20 protein-coding genes are annotated in these 19,062 nt (G+C 28.2%); 17 read left to right on the top strand and 3 right to left on the bottom strand.

The genetic code is table 11. The features are described 5' to 3' along the window. Positions 1 to 50 precede the first annotated feature (50 nt). The 17 genes from ALEK_RS12235 to ALEK_RS12315 all read left to right on the top strand — a co-directional run bounded on the left by ALEK_RS12235 (position 51) and on the right by ALEK_RS12315 (position 17,263). Positions 51 to 1,610: an endonuclease/exonuclease/phosphatase family protein gene (locus ALEK_RS12235; RefSeq protein WP_228146307.1), complete on the top strand. Its 1,560-nt coding sequence runs from the start codon at positions 51 to 53 to the stop codon at positions 1,608 to 1,610. Further along, positions 1,610 to 2,911 (top strand): murein biosynthesis integral membrane protein MurJ, encoded by a 1,302-nt coding sequence (gene murJ, locus ALEK_RS12240; RefSeq protein ID WP_071627768.1) that lies wholly within the window; start codon positions 1,610 to 1,612, stop codon positions 2,909 to 2,911. The genes ALEK_RS12235 and murJ overlap by 1 nt, the downstream gene beginning before the upstream one ends. A gap of 100 nt (positions 2,912 to 3,011) precedes the next feature. Next, a complete protein-coding gene (locus tag ALEK_RS12245; RefSeq protein ID WP_071627769.1) occupies positions 3,012 to 3,782 on the top strand; it encodes an SCO family protein in 771 nt (256 codons plus the stop codon). Continuing rightward, positions 3,775 to 5,442, top strand: coding sequence for a cytochrome c oxidase subunit I (locus ALEK_RS12250; protein ID WP_071627770.1), 1,668 nt, complete (start codon positions 3,775 to 3,777; stop codon positions 5,440 to 5,442). Before ALEK_RS12245 ends, ALEK_RS12250 begins: the two co-directional genes overlap by 8 nt. Next, a complete protein-coding gene (locus ALEK_RS12255) occupies positions 5,432 to 6,094 on the top strand; it encodes a cytochrome c oxidase subunit 3 (RefSeq protein WP_083574696.1) in 663 nt (220 codons plus the stop codon). The genes ALEK_RS12250 and ALEK_RS12255 overlap by 11 nt, the downstream gene beginning before the upstream one ends. A 1-nt stretch (position 6,095) precedes the next feature. After that, complete coding sequence (locus ALEK_RS12260; RefSeq protein ID WP_071627771.1) at positions 6,096 to 6,407, top strand: cytochrome C oxidase subunit IV family protein; 312 nt, start codon at positions 6,096 to 6,098, stop codon at positions 6,405 to 6,407. A gap of 11 nt (positions 6,408 to 6,418) precedes the next feature. Continuing rightward, a complete protein-coding gene (gene coxB / locus ALEK_RS12265) occupies positions 6,419 to 7,666 on the top strand; it encodes a cytochrome c oxidase subunit II (RefSeq protein ID WP_071627772.1) in 1,248 nt (415 codons plus the stop codon). 10 nt (positions 7,667 to 7,676) lie between these two features. After that, on the top strand, positions 7,677 to 8,528 hold the full coding sequence (locus tag ALEK_RS12270; RefSeq protein WP_071627773.1) for a protoheme IX farnesyltransferase: 852 nt from the start codon (positions 7,677 to 7,679) through the stop codon (positions 8,526 to 8,528). 60 nt (positions 8,529 to 8,588) lie between these two features. Then, on the top strand, positions 8,589 to 10,298 hold the full coding sequence (locus tag ALEK_RS12275; protein ID WP_071627774.1) for an ABC transporter ATP-binding protein: 1,710 nt from the start codon (positions 8,589 to 8,591) through the stop codon (positions 10,296 to 10,298). Between the two features lie 106 nt (positions 10,299 to 10,404). Then, the gene (locus tag ALEK_RS12280; RefSeq protein ID WP_071627775.1) at positions 10,405 to 11,469 is read left to right on the top strand and encodes a quinone-dependent dihydroorotate dehydrogenase; all 1,065 of its coding nucleotides are present in this window, start codon (positions 10,405 to 10,407) and stop codon (positions 11,467 to 11,469) included. A 15-nt stretch (positions 11,470 to 11,484) separates the two neighbouring features. Continuing rightward, positions 11,485 to 12,813, top strand: a complete 1,329-nt coding sequence (locus tag ALEK_RS12285) for a M16 family metallopeptidase (protein ID WP_071627776.1) — start codon at positions 11,485 to 11,487, stop codon at positions 12,811 to 12,813. After that, positions 12,813 to 13,280 carry a globin domain-containing protein gene (locus ALEK_RS12290; protein WP_071627777.1) on the top strand — a complete coding sequence of 156 codons (468 nt, stop codon included), beginning with the start codon at positions 12,813 to 12,815 and terminating at the stop codon, positions 13,278 to 13,280. The genes ALEK_RS12285 and ALEK_RS12290 overlap by 1 nt, the downstream gene beginning before the upstream one ends. A gap of 2 nt (positions 13,281 to 13,282) precedes the next feature. Continuing rightward, complete coding sequence (dapA, locus tag ALEK_RS12295; RefSeq protein ID WP_071627778.1) at positions 13,283 to 14,170, top strand: 4-hydroxy-tetrahydrodipicolinate synthase; 888 nt, start codon at positions 13,283 to 13,285, stop codon at positions 14,168 to 14,170. Further along, on the top strand, positions 14,170 to 14,949 hold the full coding sequence (locus tag ALEK_RS12300; RefSeq protein ID WP_071627779.1) for an enoyl-ACP reductase: 780 nt from the start codon (positions 14,170 to 14,172) through the stop codon (positions 14,947 to 14,949). Before dapA ends, ALEK_RS12300 begins: the two co-directional genes overlap by 1 nt. Continuing rightward, the gene (pgsA, locus tag ALEK_RS12305) at positions 14,949 to 15,491 is read left to right on the top strand and encodes a CDP-diacylglycerol--glycerol-3-phosphate 3-phosphatidyltransferase (protein WP_071627780.1); all 543 of its coding nucleotides are present in this window, start codon (positions 14,949 to 14,951) and stop codon (positions 15,489 to 15,491) included. The genes ALEK_RS12300 and pgsA overlap by 1 nt, the downstream gene beginning before the upstream one ends. Before the next feature lie 15 nt (positions 15,492 to 15,506). Next, complete coding sequence (rseP, locus tag ALEK_RS12310; protein ID WP_071627781.1) at positions 15,507 to 16,565, top strand: RIP metalloprotease RseP; 1,059 nt, start codon at positions 15,507 to 15,509, stop codon at positions 16,563 to 16,565. 17 nt (positions 16,566 to 16,582) lie between these two features. Next, positions 16,583 to 17,263 carry a YggS family pyridoxal phosphate-dependent enzyme gene (locus ALEK_RS12315; RefSeq protein WP_071627782.1) on the top strand — a complete coding sequence of 227 codons (681 nt, stop codon included), beginning with the start codon at positions 16,583 to 16,585 and terminating at the stop codon, positions 17,261 to 17,263. An 18-nt stretch (positions 17,264 to 17,281) separates the two neighbouring features. On the opposite strand, the gene ALEK_RS12320 is transcribed toward ALEK_RS12315, so the two are convergent. From ALEK_RS12320 to ALEK_RS12330, 3 genes are read right to left on the bottom strand one after another with little or no spacing between them, the layout of a single operon-like run. Next, on the bottom strand, positions 17,282 to 17,503 hold the full coding sequence (locus ALEK_RS12320) for a tautomerase family protein (RefSeq protein ID WP_071627783.1): 222 nt from the start codon (positions 17,501 to 17,503) through the stop codon (positions 17,282 to 17,284). Further along, positions 17,504 to 17,827, bottom strand: a complete 324-nt coding sequence (locus ALEK_RS12325) for an antibiotic biosynthesis monooxygenase family protein (RefSeq protein ID WP_071627784.1) — start codon at positions 17,825 to 17,827, stop codon at positions 17,504 to 17,506. Beyond that, a complete protein-coding gene (locus ALEK_RS12330; protein WP_071627785.1) occupies positions 17,828 to 19,018 on the bottom strand; it encodes a YbfB/YjiJ family MFS transporter in 1,191 nt (396 codons plus the stop codon). Between the last annotated feature and the right edge of the window lie 44 nt (positions 19,019 to 19,062).

The raw sequence follows: 19,062 nt of genomic DNA on the forward strand, positions 1-19,062 counted from the left end.
TCTTAGACATAATATATTCGATAATATTATAAAAAATTATTGGAGATATTGTGTTAAGAGTTTTTCTATTTTTATGTATAACTATCAATCTTTTCGCACAAAACTTCACAGTAGCATCTTATAATGTAGAAAACTTATTTGATTTAAAAAAACAAAATACTGAATATAAAGAGTTTATTCCTTTTACCAAATCAAAATGGAATAAAAAAAACTTTAATATAAAACTCAAAAATACAATAAGAGTAATAAAAGATATCAATGCAGATATTATTGCTTTTCAAGAAATAGAAAATAAAGACTTATTGGTATTTCTAAAAAAGAAACTACCTCAATATAAATATCACTCTTTTTCAAAATACCCAAAATCTTCAGTGGGAATTGGATTCTTATCAAAAATAAAAATCATAAATAACAATACCATAAATGTAAAATTTAAAAGAAGAACATATAGACCAATTCAAGAAACTACTTTTAGAATAGATAATATAGATTTTAAAATCTTTAATAACCATTGGCCTTCAAAAAGAGTTGCAGAATCATATAGAATAAAGTATGCAAAAAGATTACAAGATAGATTAAAAAAACTTCCAAAAGATTATGATTATATATTATTAGGAGATTTCAATTCTAATTATGATGAAATGCAAAGTTTTAGATATAACAAAAAACTAAATAATACAGATGGTATTACAGGAATTAATCAAGTTTTAAACACTAGTTATAATAAAAGATATGTTACTTATGATGATGTATTAAAAATACAAAAAAAAGTACATTTTAATTTGTGGTTAGATGTAGAAGGAAAAGAGAGGTTCTCAAGTAAATTTAGAAATCAAAACAATACGCCTGATAACATCATAATTCCCCCTGCACTTTTAGATACAAAAAGAATTTCTTATATTCACAGATCTTTTAATGTCTTTAAACCTAAGTATTTATATAAAAACAAACAAGTACAAAGATGGAAAATGAAAAACAGAATCCATCAAGGATATGGATATTCAGATCATTTGCCAATATATGCGGAGTTTTCTACAAATAAAGAGAATAGAAACTTAGTAAAAAAACTAGAATTAAATAAAACAGAGATAAATAAAATTTCACATTTATACTCAAAAACAAAATTAATAGAACCTATTATTCTAAAAAATATTATTGTTATTTACAAAAATAGAACTAGCGCTATTATCAAACAAAAAAATGATAAAGCCATATATATTTATAAAAATGCAAAAGATTTAAAACTTGGATACTCATATAATATAAAAGTTAATCAAATCAAAAACTATAATGATTTACAAGAAATTGAAGATTTTGAAATCATTCAGAAAAATGCAAAATATGAAAACTATAAAGATTTATACATAAATAATAAAACAAATATATTAAACCCTAAGTATCAAAATGAAATAATTACGAATCTAAGAGGTATAATAAAAAATAGAAAATTATACTTTAATGGAAAAGTAATTTACATCTATTCAAAAAACAAAGAATTATTACCAAAAAACAATCAAAATATTTTAATAAAAACAGGACATATATCAGTGTACAGAGGCAACATGCAAATTCAAATTCATAAAAAATCAGACTATAAAGTAGAATATTAATGTTAATCAAATCAATATTTACAAATAGTACAGGTATTCTTACTTCAAGAATTTTAGGTTTTATAAGAGATTTATTAACAGCATCAATCCTAGGAGCTAATATCTATTCAGATATTTTCTTTGTAGCTTTTAAACTACCAAATCTTTTCAGAAGAATATTTGCAGAAGGTGCATTTACACAAGCATTTATACCAGCTTATGCAAGATCAAAACATAAAATACGATTTTCTTCTGTAGTTTTTTTACAACTCTTTGGCTTTTTGATTATTCTATCCCTACTTGTATCTATGTTTTCACACCTAGTAGCAAAAGCTATTGCCGTTGGATTTGATCAAGAAACAATAGACTTAGCCGCACCTCTATTTGCAATAAACTTTTATTATTTACCAATGATATTTGTTGTTACTTTTATGGCAGCACTATTACAATATAAAAACCACTTTGCAACAACAGCTTATTCTACTGCTTTATTAAATCTTACTATGATTGGTGGATTATTAATTGCACAAGATATGGAAAAATATGAAATCACATTCTATTTATCTTATGGGGTATTAGCAGGTGGATTATTACAAATTTTAGTTCATTTGTATGCAATAAAAAGATTAAATTTATTAAAAATATTTCATTTCAAAAAACATGCTAAAAAAGAAGAAAATAAATTCTATAAGAACTTTATGTCAGCAACTGTTGGTTCTTCAACTACACATATCTCAGCATTTTTAGATACATGGTTAGCTTCATTTTTAATGTCTGGTTCTATCTCATATTTATATTATGGAAATAGAGTTTTTCAACTGCCTCTTGCTTTATTTGCAATTGCAACATCAATTGCCCTATTCCCAATGATTGCAAGATCTATTAAAAATAAAGATGAAAATAAAGCCTTAAATCTAATGAGAAAATCTTCACTTATTTTATTTGGACTTTTATCTATTGCTACATTAATAGGTATAGTTTTTGATGAATTTATAATCTCTCTTTTATTTGAGAGAGGTGCTTTTACAGCTCAAGACACTGCAAATACGGCGCTTATATTAACTATGTATTTAATTGGTCTTATTCCTTTTGGTGTAGCAAAAATTTTCTCACTTTGGTTATATGCAAAAGAACAACAGTTCTTAGCTGCAAAAATATCAATGAAAAGTTTAGCTTGGAATATTGTTTTTTCATTAGCTTTAATTGAACCATATGGTGCAGCTGGACTTGCATTTGCATCAACACTTAGTGGTTTTATTCTGTTTTATTTAACTATAAAAGAGTTTGGATTTAGAAAGTTTAAAGAATTATTAATTAAATAATTAGTTTTTTAAGCTTTGTAATTTCTTAAAGATTAGTGATATTATTGTTTTAAGTGATATAGTTTAAAAGATAAATAACTGATAATATTAGGAGGTTCCTATGTTATTAAAAGTCTTAATTCTTATATTTTTTATTACAATTTCAATACAAGCAAAAGAGAATAAAGTAGGACTATATGAAAGTCAAAATACTTATATTCCCACTAACTTAGAATTCACAAATGAATACAATCAAAAAGTCAATCTCAAAGAGATAATATCAAATACCCCCACAATTGTCTCCTTCAATTATTTTGATTGTCCAGGACTATGCTCACCTCAGCTATTTAGTGTTGCTTCAATTATAGACAAAGTTCAACTCAAACCTTTTATAGATTATAAAATAATAACTATAAGTATAGAATCAAAAGATTCAATAAGTAAAGCTTTAGAAAAGAAACAAACTATTTTAAAAACTCTATCCCAACCTTTTCCCCCTCAAACTTGGTCATTTTTAACCTCAACAAATCAAAACAATATAGATTCAATTACAAATAGTGTTGGTTTTAAATATGAAAAAAGAGTTAAAGATGGAGTTATTGATTATCTACACCCTGCAATGCTTGTAGTAATCTCACCAAAAGGAAAAATCATCAGATATTTAAATGGTATTGATTATTTACCTTTTGATTTAAAACTAGCCTTACTTGAAGCCCAAGAAGAGAAAGCCAGACCAACTATTGCAAAAACACTTTTATATTGTTTTGCTTATGATGCAAAAAGTAAAACTTATGTATTTCAAGCAGAAAAAGTATTAGGTTCATTTATTTTTGGAATAGTTTTATTTTTCTTTTTATACTTAATAAAAACAGGAAGGAAAAAAGATGAGTGAAAAAACAACTAGCTTTTATGATGAAACACATACAGTTTTTGGTCACCATCATAATAAGCTTTTACAATGGATTTTTTCAATTGACCATAAAAGAATTGCCATACTTTACATAATAGTAATGCTGTGTTTTTTTGTCTTAGCTATTAGTATTGGTCTTACAATGAGATTAGAGTTATTTTTCCCAGGGGAGCAAATACTAACACCAGATAGATATAACCAAGCCTTTACTCTACATGGAACCATAATGATATTCTTATTTGTAGTTCCGGGAATACCTGCTGTATTTGGTAATTTCTTATTACCTTTATTAATTGGTGCTAGAGATGTATCCTTTCCTCGATTAAACCTACTTTCTTGGTGGTTTTATCTAATAGGATGTATGGTTGCTTTAGTATCATTATTTATAGGACCCGGCTTTGCAGATACTGGATGGACATTTTATGCTCCATATTCTGTAAAAACAGAAACTAATGTAATATTTGCTCTTACGGCTGCATATATATTAGGTCTATCTTCAATATTAACAGGTATTAATTTTGTTGTTACAGTTCATAGATTAAGAGCTCCAGGAATGAATTTCTTTAAAATGCCTCTATTTGTATGGGGTTTATACTCAACAGCTTGGATTCAAATACTTGCAACTCCTGTTGTTGGGATTACTCTTATACTTGTAATAATAGAGAAGACTTTAGGAATAGGAATATTTGATCCATCAAAAGGTGGAGATCCAATTTTATACCAACATCTATTCTGGATCTATTCACATCCAGCAGTTTATCTAATGATTCTACCAGCCTTTGGGGTTGTATCTGAGATACTTCCAACATTTTGTAGAAGAACAATCTTTGGATATAGATCAATTGCCATATCTTCAGCACTTATTGCAATTATTGGATATTTAGTTTGGGGACATCACTTATTTACATCAGGTATGAGTGAATGGACAAAAATTATATTCTCATTTCTAACGTTTTTTGTATCCATACCAACGGGAATTAAATTCTTTGATTGGGTCGCAACCATGTATAAAGCCTCAATAGTATTTAAAACTCCTATGCTTTGGGTAGTTGGAACTATTATTACCTTTGCCATTGGTGGATTAACAGGTATTACTTTAGTAACTCTTGGAGTTAATATTCATTTACATGATACTTATTTTGTAGTTGCTCATTTCCACTACACTATTTTTGGTGGAGTTGTATTTATGCTATTTGCAGCTATGCACTATTGGTATCCAAAATTTATAGGAAAAATGTATGATGAAGCAAAAGCAAAAATTGCCTTTTATTTAATCTTTATAGGTTTTAATACTTTATGGTTCCCAATGTTTTTTGCAGGTGCTTTAGGAATGCCTCGAAGATACTTTGATTACTTACCAGAATTTACAATCTATCACCAAATAGCAGGTGTTGGGGCAGTTATAACTGTATCTGGTATTTTATTTATGCTTTATACTTTAATTAGTGGAATTAAAAAAGGTGAAAGATGTGGAGCAAATCCTTGGAATGCTTCTACTTTAGAGTGGCAAATTGATTCCCCTCCTCCACTTGAAAACTTTAAAAATATTCCTTATGTTGATTTTGAACCTTATGAATATGAAAAAGGTGAACCAAAACATAACTTATACAATAAGATAAAAGGAGTTCAAAATGAAAACTAATACTCCTGAAATAATTTATGATAAAGATGGAAATCCACATGAAATTGTGGACTTCAATGATGATTATACAGCTTCAAAACTAGGCTTTTGGCTGTTTTTATTCACAGAACTAATGCTTTTTGGAGCAATGTTTTTAGTATTTGCATTTTTCTTTTATAAAATGCCTGATGATTTCCAAACAGCATCAGGTAATTTAAATATTCTCCTTGGAGGATTAAATACCTTTATATTACTTTTAAGTACTTATTTTATGGGTATTGCTTTAATTCACTTAAGAGAAAAAGATATAGATAAGTGTAAAAAAAGTATTTATATTACTATTGCCTTAGCATTTGTGTTTTTAGTAATTAAATATATTGAATGGTCAATAGAGATTAATCATGGAATATACCCAGATTCTGAAATTCTAAATAGTAAATCAAATGGAGAAATTCTATTTTTTGGTTTATATTTTACAATGACAGGATTTCATGGAATACATATTATTGCAGGAATTGCTTTGATGATATGGGTGTTAATTCTAATTAATAAAAAAATAGTTAATAATAAAAAATACGTAATACTTGAGAATATCTCTTTATACTGGGATTTAGTACATCTAGTTTGGGTTTTTTTATTTCCACTATTTTATATTATTGGTTTAGGAGGATGAGATGAATACTGACTTACATGTAATGGATTTACGAATGTACTTTAAAATATTTATTGTTTTATTTATACTAACAGTATTTACATTTGTGCAACCATATATATTATCCCCTAGTTTACAAGATACAGTTATAGTTCAAATGCTTTTAGCACTAGTTAAAACAGTAATAATTATTGCTTATTATATGCATTTAAAATACGAATCAAAACTTTTCAAAAGTATTGTAATTATGGCAGGAGTTGTATTATTGATATTCTTTATAATCACTGCTAGTGATGCAATATTTAGAAATGAATCTTTTGATGCATTTAAATAAAGGAGGATGTTATGCTAGAAGGTATAGAAGGTGTTTCAAGTTTTGCAAATGAAATAGACAATACTTTTATTATTGTTACAGTTATTACTCTTCTTTTATTTGTAGTAACTATTGGCTCGATGTTATATTTTGTTTATAAATATAGTTCATCAAAAGTAAAAAAAGAAGATGCACAAAATATCAAACACTATACTCCAATAGAAATTGCTTGGACAGTAATTCCTACAATTTTAATGATGATAGTTTTTTATTTTGGGCTAGAGAGTCTAAGAGTTCAAAGAACAATGCCAAGTGATGATATGGCACAAGTAGTGAAAGTAACAGGGCAGAGATGGTTTTGGACTTTTGAATATGAAAATGGCAAAAAAACAAATGAATTAACAGTTCCAAAAGATACTGCAATAAAACTAGTTATGACAGCACCAGAAGAGGATGTTTTACATAGCTTTTTTGTACCTGCTTTTAGAATCAAAGAAGATGTACTTCCTGGAACTACAACATATTTATGGTTTAATGCCGAAAAAATGGGTCGTTATGATATTCAATGTGCCGAGTATTGTGGAACAAGACATTCATATATGAGATCATTTGTAAATGTAGTAAGTAAAGAAGATTATAAAAACTTTTTATTTCCTAAAAAAGAAGAGCCTAAAAAAACAGCAATTGATTTATTTAATGATTATGGATGTGTTGGGTGTCATAGTTTAGAAGATATGGTACTTGTGGGTCCAAGTTTTAAAGATATTTACAACAAAGAAGTAAGTATTACAAGCAAAGGTGTAAAAAAAGTCATTAAACGAGATGAAAACTATTTAAGAAACTCTATATTGAATCCACAAGATGATGTAGTTGAAGGATATGTACCCCACTTAATGCCAAGTTTTAAAAATGTTATAAATGAAGAAGAATTAAATACAATCATAAAATACTTCAAAGGTGAAAAAGAAGAAGCAAAAAAAGAAAAAACAATTGATGGTCTAAGTTTAATTCAAAATAATGGATGTATTGGATGTCATTCATTAGATGGCAGTAAAATTGTAGGACCTACTTTTAAAGATATATACAATAGAAAAGTAGTAGTAACAAAAGGAGACGAAAAAATAGAGTTAACTTCAAATGAAGAGTATTTAAAAAATTCTATTTTAGACCCAAAAGTAGAGGTAGTTGAAAACTATCCAAATATTATGCCTTCATTTAAAGGCTTGTTAAAAGATGAAGAAGTAGATGCAATTATTGAGTATTTAAAAACTATAAAATAAAGGATTTAAGATGATTACTTTAAAACAATTTTTAATCTTAACAAAATTTAAACTATCTTTTGTAGTTAGTTTATCTTTAGTCTTTGGTTTTATATTATCCAAAAATAGTATTGATATAAGTATCATCAATCCTTTTTTAGCTGTATTATTACTTGCATTAGGAGTTAGTGCATTAAATCAAGTACAAGAGTATAAAGAAGACTCCCTAATGCCTAGAACAAAAAACAGACCTATTGCTTCAAAGGCTATTTCACCACAACAAGGTTTTTTTATTTCAAGTGCTTTAATTATTTTAGGTTTTGTATTTATTTATATTACTTTAGATTTATTAGGGATCTTCTTATTTGCATTTGTTGTTTTAATGTATAACCTTTTATATACAAAAGCTAAAAAAATCACAATTTATGCAGCTGTTTTTGGAGCAATATTAGGAGTTATTCCACCACTTATTGGTTGGCTTAGTGCCCAAGGTAATCTAAATGATTTAGGATTCATAGCATTAGGCTTATTTTATTTTATATGGCAAATCCCTCATTTTTGGTTATTGACATTAAAATATCACAAAGAGTATGAAAAAGCTTCTTTTCCCACAGTTGTAAAAAGATTTGGGATTGAAGGACTTGAGAGAATTACTTTTATTTGGTTGTTACTTACATTAATTGCAGGAATGTTCTTAACAATAATTTTTTCAACTGAATCTATAATCATCACTTCTTTGTTAATTATAATAAATTTATATACTTTATATTTAATATTTAGTCTTCGAAAAACTCATAACTATTTACATACTTTTGTAGGAATAAACTCCTATATGTTAGCTGTTATGGTAATACTAATAGTAAATGCAATGATATATAATTAATACTATTTAATCATGTTTTAGCTATAATCTACGCCTTATAGCTAAAATATTAGGATTTAAATGAAAGAATTTTACAAACACTATCTACCATATATTAAAAATTATAAACTGAAGTTTTTTTACGCAGTAATTGGTATGATATTAGTTGCAACTGGTACAGCAGGTACTGTATACATTATTCAACCTCTACTTGATGATATCTTTATTAATAAAGATACTGAGATGCTTTATATTATGCCATTTATTATTGTAAGTATTTATACTGCAAAAAGTATTGGTGCTTATGTTCAAACATATTACATTTCATATATTGGACATGATATTGTAAGAATAATTAGAGATAAACTTTTAAATCATATACTTAAACTTGATATGTCATTCTTCCATAGAAAACATGGTGGTGAGTTAATCTCAAGAATTACCAATGATATTAATAGAATCCAAGCTGCTGTTTCAAATTATGTTGCAGATATTGTAAGAGAGTTTTTAACAATTGTAGGATTAGTAGCAGTAGCTATTTATCAAAGTCCCGAATTGGCTTTTTATGGATTAGTAGTACTTCCTCTTGCTATTTGGCCATTATCAAAACTAGCAAGAAAAATGAAAAAGTTATCATTTAAATCACAAGAATCAGTATCTGATATTACCTCACAATTAAGTGAAACATTTAACAATATTGAATTAATTAAAGCAAATAATACAAATAGTATTGAAGAAAAAGACTTTAAAGTACATAATCAAAACTTTTTTGATATTACAATTAAAACGGTAAAAACAAATGCCTTAGTATCTCCAATAATGGAAATTATAGGTTCTGTTGGTTTTGCAGTTGTAATAATAGTTGGTGGAACACAAGTAATTGAAGGAGAGTTAACTACAGGTCAATTCTTATCATTTACAACAGCCCTATTCTCATTATACACACCAATTAAAAGATTATCTGGACTATTTAATAAATTACAAGATGCAATTGCCGCGGATATTAGAATTAAACAAATCTTTGCAGAAAAAGCTGATATTATTTCAGGAAAGAACAGTTTCCCAGAGCAAATTGATAGTATAGAATTTAAAGATGTAGAATTAAAATATGATGATTTTACAGCACTTAAAAATATTAACTTAATAGCTAAAAAAGGTGAGAAATTTGCCTTAGTGGGAGATAGTGGTGGTGGAAAATCTTCTGTTATTAATCTATTAATTAGATTTTATGATATTTCAAAAGGTGAAATTAATTTTAATAATTCAAGTATTAAAGACCTCGATATAAACTCATTAAGAAATAATATTTCAGTTGTAACACAAAGAGTTTATATTTTTAATGACTCAATTGCAGCAAATGTTTCTTATGGTTTTGATATAGATGAACAAAGAGTAATTGATGCTTTAAAACAAGCTCATGCTTATGATTTTATCAAAGACTTAGAAGATGGAATTTATACAAAACTTGATGAGTTTGGAACAAATTTAAGTGGGGGTCAAAGACAAAGAATTGCCATTGCAAGAGCCTTATACAAAAACCCACAAATACTAATACTTGATGAAGCAACATCAGCATTAGATAATGAAAGTGAATCAATTATTTCAGAAGTAATTGATGAAGTTTCAAAAAATAAAATTACATTTGTAATTGCACACAGACTAAGCACAATAAAAAATGCAAATAAAATTGCCGTATTCAAAGAAGGTGAAATCATTGCTATTGATTCAGAAAAGAACCTTCTAGACACTTGTCCTGAATATAAACGACTACATAATTCAGCAAATATTTAATAAAAATATTTGCTAATTATTACTTTAAAATAACTAATAAACTTTATTAAAACTAATATTTAACGATTTTTAGATAAAATATCTAAATTTTAAAAAAGGTACACATTTGATAAGCTATAATACAGTTAAAAAAATTCTATTCAAGTTTGAACCAGAAACAGCACATCACATGGCTGAGTTTGGATTAAAGATATTAGGTAGTTGTAAACTAATAAAAAATCCTATGGAGAAAAAGAATTTTATAAATGATTCAAAACTTACTCAAGAGATATTTGGAGTTAAGTTTGTGAACCCTGTTGGATTAGCTGCAGGATTTGATAAAAATGCAACAATGATTAAATCAATGCCTGCAATGGGATTTGGATTTACAGAGATTGGAACAATGACTCCAAGACCTCAAGATGGAAATGCAAAACCTAGAATGTTCAGATATCCAGAACATAAATCAGTACAAAATGCAATGGGATTCAACAATGATGGAGGACATGCTGTTTTAAAAAATCTTAAAAAAGTATATCCGTTTGAAATTCCAGTTGGTGCAAATATTGGTAAAAATAAAACTACACCAGAAGAATATGCATTAAGTGATTACAAAATGTTAATCAAAAAATTTGAAAATACTAGTGATTATTTAGTAATTAATATTTCTAGTCCAAATACACCAAATTTAAGAGATTTACAAAATGAAGAATTTATTACTGAATTATTCACAATGGCAAAAGATTTAACACAGAAACCAATTTTATTAAAAATTGCTCCTGATATGGAACCACAAGTAGCTATTGATTTATGTAACTCTGCTGTTAATGCTGGAGCAGCAGGTATTATTGCAACAAATACAACAATTGATTATGATTTAGTTCCAGGATGTCAAGATTTTGGTGGATTAAGTGGTGCTTGTTTAACAGAAAAATCATATACTTTATTCAAAGCTTTAGCTAAAGAATTATATGGAAAAACAGAATTAATCTCAGTTGGTGGTATATCAACAGGAGAGCAAGCTTATGATAGAATAAAAGCTGGAGCTTCATTAGTTCAAGTATATTCAGGATTAGTATTTGATGGTCCTTCTATGGTTAGAAAAATCAATGAAGAAATGTTAGAACTACTTGCTAAAGATGGTTATTCACACATCTCTGAAGCAATTGGTGCAGATTTAAAAGAAGATTAAAAAGGAAAATGAAAAATGACAAATAAAACTTACAAGAACTTAGCTTTTACCTTTTCATTTTTCATTATATTTATGGGGGAATTAATGAGTAGTAGTTTACCAAAATATTATAGTAAGACTTTAGAAAATGGCCTGCAAGTTGTAGCCATTCCAATGGATAATGATTCAAATGTTGTATCAACAGACATTTTTTATAAAGTTGGTAGTAGAGATGAAAAAATGGGAAAAAGTGGTATTGCCCACATGTTAGAACACCTAAATTTCAAATCTACTAAAAATCTTAAAGCTGGGGAATTTGATGAAATAGTAAAAGGATTTGGAGGAATTAATAATGCTTCAACATCTTTTGATTATACACACTATTATATCAAATCTGCATCTAAAAACATGGGGAAATCATTAGGTCTATTTGCTGATCTAATGGAAAACCTTACATTAAAAGATGAAGAATTTCAACCGGAGAGAGATGTAGTAGCAGAAGAGAGAAGATGGAGAACAGACAATAACCCAATGGGTTATATGCAATTCAGACTTTTTAACAATGCTTATTTATATCATCCATATCACTGGACTCCAATTGGATTCATGAGTGATATTAAAAACTGGACTATTAATGATATTAGAGATTTCCATAGTACATATTATCAACCAAAAAATGCAATTATTGTAGTTGCGGGTGATATAGATAAAGATGAAGTTTTTAAATCTGCAAAAAAATATTTTAAAGAGATTAAAAACACAAAAGAGATTCCATCTAAGCTACATACCGTAGAACCAAAACAAGATGGAGCTAAAAGAGTTGAGATTATTAGAGACTCAGCTGTACAGATGTTGACAATTGCTTATCATTTACCAAACTTTGAGCATAAAGATCAAGTAGCCCTATCAGCACTTAGTGAATTATTAAGTTCTGGGAAAAGTTCAGTTTTACATAAAGTATTAGTTGATGAAAAAAGATTAGTTAACTCAATTTATGCTTACAATTTAGAACTTAAAGACCCTGGATTATTTTTATTTTCAGCAGTTGCAAATGAAGGTGTAAAAGCTAAAGAAATTGAAAAAGAAATTTTAGCTATAATTGAAGACATCAAAAAAGGGAAAATATCTAAAAAAGATATTGAAAAAATTAAAATCAACACTAAAGCTGATTTTATATTCTCTTTAGAGAGTTCAACTTCAGTTGCATCTTTATATGGTTCATATTTTGTTAGAGATAATATAAAACCATTAACGCAATATGAAGCAAAAGTTGAAACTTTAACTAAAAAAGATTTAGTAAAAGTTGCCAACAAATACTTAAACAAAAATAATTCAACTACAGTTATCTTAAAAGAAGAAAAGTAGTGGATTATCATATAAGTAAAACAAATTTTGGAGAAACTCCAGACTTTGAATATCCAAAAGCTCTTTTTTTAGAAGAAATGGGAGAAGAAAGATTAGTTAAACTATTTAGCGATTTTTATGATTTAATCATTGATAGTGATATAGGAAACTTCTTCCCTCAAGAAGAAGAGGAACTTGAAAAGATCAAAGCTCATAATGTTAAGTTTTTCATCGAAGCAGCAGGTGGTCCAAAGTACTACACTGAAGCTGTTGGACATTTTGATATGTTAAAAACACATGAGCAATTCTCTATTACTGAAAAAGCAAGAAGAGAATGGCTGGGTACGATGGAAGAAGTTCTTAGAAAAGTTGATATTTCTGATGAAGCAAAACAGAGTTTCTGGGATTTTTTAGAGACGTTTTCAAAACATACAGTAAATGTTGGTGAAAGATTAGAATTAGAAGATTTAGTAGTAAATAAAGGATAGAAATGGAAATTATTACTGGTGCAATGACTGCACTTATTACACCATTTAAAAATGGTAAAGTTGATTTAGAAAAATATGAGTCTTTAATTAAAAGACAAATTGAACAAGGTATGGATGCAGTTGTTCCTGTTGGAACTACTGGAGAGAGTGCTACATTATCACATCAAGAGCATAAAGATTGTATCTCTGTTGCTGTTGCCGCTTGTAAGGGAACAAATGTAAAAGTTATTGCTGGTGCTGGTTCAAATGCAACACATGAAGCTTGTGATATTGCTAAACATGCCCAAGATGTTGGAGCTCATGGATTATTATCAGTTACTCCATACTATAACAAACCAACTCAAGAAGGTCTATATCAACACTATAAAGCAATTGCTAATTCAGTAGAAATTCCATTTATGCTTTATAATGTACCAGGAAGAACTGGTGTTGATTTAGAAGCAGATACAACTATTAGATTATTTGACGATGTAGCAAATATCTATGCAATTAAAGAAGCTACAGGATCTTTAGAAAGAACTGTTGAACTTTTATCAAGAAGAAAAGACTTAGTAGTTGTTTCTGGTGATGATGCTATTGATTTCCCAATGTTAGTAAATGGTGGAAAAGGTATTATTTCTGTAACATCAAACATTTTACCAAACCTAAAATCTGAACTAGTTCATAGTGTAGAAGAAGGTAAATTTAATGTAGCAAGACAAATCAATGAGGATTTATATCCTTTAAACAAAGTATTATTCTGTGAAAGTAATCCAATACCTATTAAAGCAGCAATGTATTTAGCAGGATTATTAGATACATTAGAATACAGATTACCATTGACAGCTCCAAGTGCAGCAACAATGAAAAAATTAGAAGAAACTTTAAAATTATACGAGGTAATAAAATAATGAGTAATGAAATGCAAGGTAAAACTTTAGTAATTTCTGGTGGTACAAAAGGTATCGGTAAAGAGTGTGTATATAAATTTGCAAAAAATGGTGTAAACGTAGCTTTTACATATAATTCAAATCAACAATTCGCTGAAGATATCTGTAAAGACGTAGAAGAAAAATATGGTGTTAAGTGTAAAGCTTACCCATTTAATATTTTAGAGCCAGAAACATATAAAGAGTTATTCTTAGAAATTGACAAAGACTTCGATAGAGTTGATTTCTTTATTTCTAATGCAATGATTTACGGAAGAGCTGTTGTTGGTGGATATGGTAAATTTATGAAATTAAAACCAAGAGGTTTAAATAACATTTATACTGCAACGGTAAATGCATTTGTATGTGGTTCTCAACAAGCTGCTAAAAGAATGCAAAAAGTTGGTGGGGGAGCTATTGTTTCTTTATCTTCTACTGGTAACTTAGTATATATTCCTAATTATTCAGGTCATGGTACAAACAAAGCAGCAGTTGAAGCAATGGTAAGATATGCAGCAACTGAATTAGGTGAAATGAATATTAGAGTAAATGCTGTTTCAGGAGGTCCAATTGATACTGATGCATTAAAAGCATTTACAAACTATGAAGAAGTTAAACAAAAAACAATTGACTTATCTGCATTAAAAAGAATGGGACAACCAGAAGATTTAGCTCAATCATGTTATTTCTTATGTACTAATGATGCTTCATGGATCACTTCTCAAACATTAATTGTTGATGGTGGGACTACTTTCAGATAATGAAAAATGCTTTAAATTTACCAAATATTTTAGCACTTTTTAGAATAGCATTAGCTCCGCTAATGCTATGGTTTTTAATAGATAGAGATAATTCTATCTTCTCTACTTGGCACCCTTCTTGGTTTGATTATTTTGCTGGATTAATTTTTGTAATTGCTTCTGTTACTGATTTCTTTGATGGTTTTATTGCAAGATCATGGGATCAAATGACAAAACTAGGTGCAATTCTTGACCCATTAGCAGATAAAATGCTAATACTTGCTGGATTCTTAGGACTTATGGTAATAGATAGAGCTTCTGCTTGGGCTGTATTTTTAATACTTTCAAGAGAATTTTTTATAACAGGATTACGTGTTGTTGCAGTAAGCGAAGGCAAAAATGTAGCTTCTACAATGGCAGGTAAAGTTAAAACTGTTGTACAAATGATTGCAATTGGTTTTTTAATTATGAACTGGCCTTTTGCTACTGAACTTTTATGGGCAGCTGTTGCTTTAACTTTATACTCTGGATACGAGTATATTAGAGACTACTTTACAAATTAATATTCGGAGTTTTTTTTGGGTACTATTACTTTTATACTTGTACTATCTTTTTTAGTATTTTTTCATGAACTAGGACACTTTTTAGCTGCACGTTATTTTGGTGTTAAAGTTCATGTTTTTTCAATTGGTTTTGGAAAACAACTTTTCTCTAAAGAATGGAAAGGTACAACTTGGCAATTTGCATTAATACCTCTTGGTGGTTATGTAAAAATGAAAGGTCAAGATGATACAAAACCTATCAATGAAGAAGATGGTGATGATTCATATAATACAAAAAGTCCATGGCAAAGAATTGTAATTTTATTTGCAGGTCCTTTTGCTAACTTTATATTAGCTGCAATCTTATATTTTGTTATTGCTATATTAGGTGCTAGTGCATTAGCTCCAAGTATTGGTACAGTTGTTGAAAACTCGCCTGCTAAAAAAGCAGGTTTAATCAAAAATGATGAAATTTATAAAATAAACAATACTAATGTTCAAACATGGGAAGATATTGGAAAAGTAATTACTAATACTCAAGGACCTTTAAAATTTTATATTAAAAGAGATAATAAAAATATTGCAAAGACAATTAATCCTTATATCTCTGATTCTCAAAATATGTTTAAAGAGAAAATCAAAAAAAGAATGATTGGTATTTCACCATCAGGAAAAGTAATAAAACTTGATTTATCATTTGGCGAGTCCTTAGTATTTGCATATGAAAAAACTATTTTTGCATCTACAATGATTTTCCAAGGTGTTCAAAAGTTAATTCAAGGTGTTATTCCAAGTAGTGAAGTTGGAGGAGTACTTACAATAGGTAAAGTAGTTTCAGATGCTAGTGCATCTAGTATTATTGCTTTATTAAGTATTACTGCTTTAATCTCAGTTAACTTAGGGGTTTTAAACCTACTTCCAATCCCAGCATTAGATGGTGGGCATATAATGTTTAACATATATGAAATGATTACAAGAAGAAAACCTAGTGATCAAGTATTTATGTTTTTAACAATTGCAGGATGGGTGATTCTTGCAGGACTTATGCTTCTAGGTATTTATAATGATATAACTAGAATTTTTTTAAATGATTAAAAGAGAGAAACAATAAAATGAATAAACAATTAGCAACTAAAAATTTAGATGATATTATCACAAGAGTAGAAGGTGCAAGACTTAAGATATCAGAACACCATATTGTAAAAATTATTGGTATTTCAAAATATTCAGAAGTAAATGACGTAGCTACATTATATGAAGCAGGTCAAAGAGCTTTTGGTGAAAATAAAGTTCAAGATTTAAAAACAAAAAGTGATGAACTAGATGAACTACCAATTGAATGGCATTTTGTAGGTAGGTTACAAAAAAATAAAATCAATAATCTTATTGATATAAAACCATCACTTGTTCAATCTCTAGATTCACTTGATTTAGCACAGGAATTTAATAAGAAATTAGAAGCAAAAGATAAAAAAATCAATGCTCTACTTCAAATTAATTCTGCAAATGAAGATTCTAAAACTGGAGTAAATCCAGAAGAAGCAGTATCAATTTATAAAGAAATCTTAGATACATGTCCAAACATAAGACTAAAAGGTGTTATGAGTATTGGAGCACATGTAGAAGATGAAAAAATTATTAAAGATTCATTTAAAACTACTAAAAAAATCTATGATGAATTAGTTCCATTTGGAGCTAAATATTGTTCTATGGGAATGAGTTCTGATTACGAATTAGCAATTGCATGCGGATCGAATATGATTAGAGTTGGTTCTACTTTATTTAAAGACTAATTTAGTCTTTAAATAAATCTACTTTGAAAGCTCTTTTGCTTCTTTTCTAACTTCAGTAATAGTTTTACCTCCAACTGAATAATTATCAGTAGAAATCTCTTCTATTATAACTACAGCTGTTTTTCCACCACGACCAAAGATATCATCAAATAATCTTGCCATACCTTTATGTAATTTTTGTTTCTGCTCTAATGTTGCTCCACCATCTTCTTCTGTCATCTTTACATTTATTATTGGCATTTAATTCTCCTTGAATTCACTTGTTTCCATTGTATAATCTTTATAAACCTCAGCTAATCTAATTCTATAATCTTTAAATAATTTTGCTCTACCTGCAGCTTGTGCATTCATATGATCAAGATTCTTTTTCCAATTATCTATATCTTCTTTTCTTTCCCAAAAAGATAAGGATAATAATTTACCTTCATTTACTAAAGATTCAAATCTCTCAATAGAAATAAATCCAGGCATTGTTACTAATATCTCTTTTAATTTTGCAGCAATTGCTAAATACTGCTCTTGCCCACCCTCTTCTAATTCTACTTCAAATATAACCGCAAACATTTATTCTCCTTTTAATTTAAATACTTTTGTAAATATCAATAATAAAATCCCAATTGATACAATAAAAGCTGTAACAAATAAAACATAATCATAATTTTTAAACTCTTCAATTAGTGCAACACTATACAAAGGAGCTAATACTTGCCCTATTCCATAAGCTGTTGTTAAAGCACCCATTAACAATACAGGATTACTCCCCGCTAATTTCCCACCTAAATTCATAAATAATGCAACTAGTCCAACAAATGTTCCACCATATAATATTCCTGATAAAAGATTTAAATATACATTATTTGTAAGTGCTGAAATTAATATTCCTATTACTTGAATAAACATTGCAAGCATTATTATATTAACACTTCCATATCTATGGGCTAATAACATCCATATTATACAAGAAGGAATTCCTGCTAATCCAACTAAAGTCCAAGTAAAACTACCAAAACCTTCCAGTCCGTCTAAAGAATTAATTATATCAGGTAAAAAAGTACCTTGAACAACCATTCCTACACCTTCACAAAAATATGCAATAATTAATAGTATTACAAAAGGTGAAAATAATTTTTTATCAATTGTATGTTTAACACTACTATTTTGTAACTTCTTATCAAAAGATAAAATATACATTGAATATAAAGAAACAATAAAAGCAAAAATAGTTAATACAATCCATGAAAATTGCCAAGTACCATTAAAATAAAACACAGTTCTTACTATTAAATCACTAATTAAAATAGAAAATCCAATTCCCGAGAAATGAATTCCCATTGCTTTTGTTTTATTCTCAATATTTAATTTACTCATAACAATTGCAGAACCAACTACTAAAGCCATAGCAGCACCAAATCCTGCCAATACTCTTGATATCATCCAAACTATATCATTTGTGCTAATACCTAATATAAGCGTTGTTACAATACACAAAAACATACCAATTCTAAAAAACTTAACTTTTGTATTTATATCTTTTATAAATACAGCAAAAATTGAACCTGCTAAATATCCTATATAGTTTACAGAGGCTAATACTCCAGCAAAACTAACACTCAAATAATCATCTAACATGGGAGGTAATAATGATGTAAATACAAATCTAGCAACACCCACACCCACAACTAATGAAATAATTCCAGCAAGGATAATTGCAGCATTAGCATTTTTATCTAATAAAACTTTTGTATTCATATTCATCCTTCCTTTAATTTGTGTTATAATATCACTAAAAATGATGTTAT

Source organism: Poseidonibacter lekithochrous, from assembly GCF_013283835.1.
Taxonomy (GTDB): Bacteria; Campylobacterota; Campylobacteria; order Campylobacterales; family Arcobacteraceae; genus Poseidonibacter; species Poseidonibacter lekithochrous.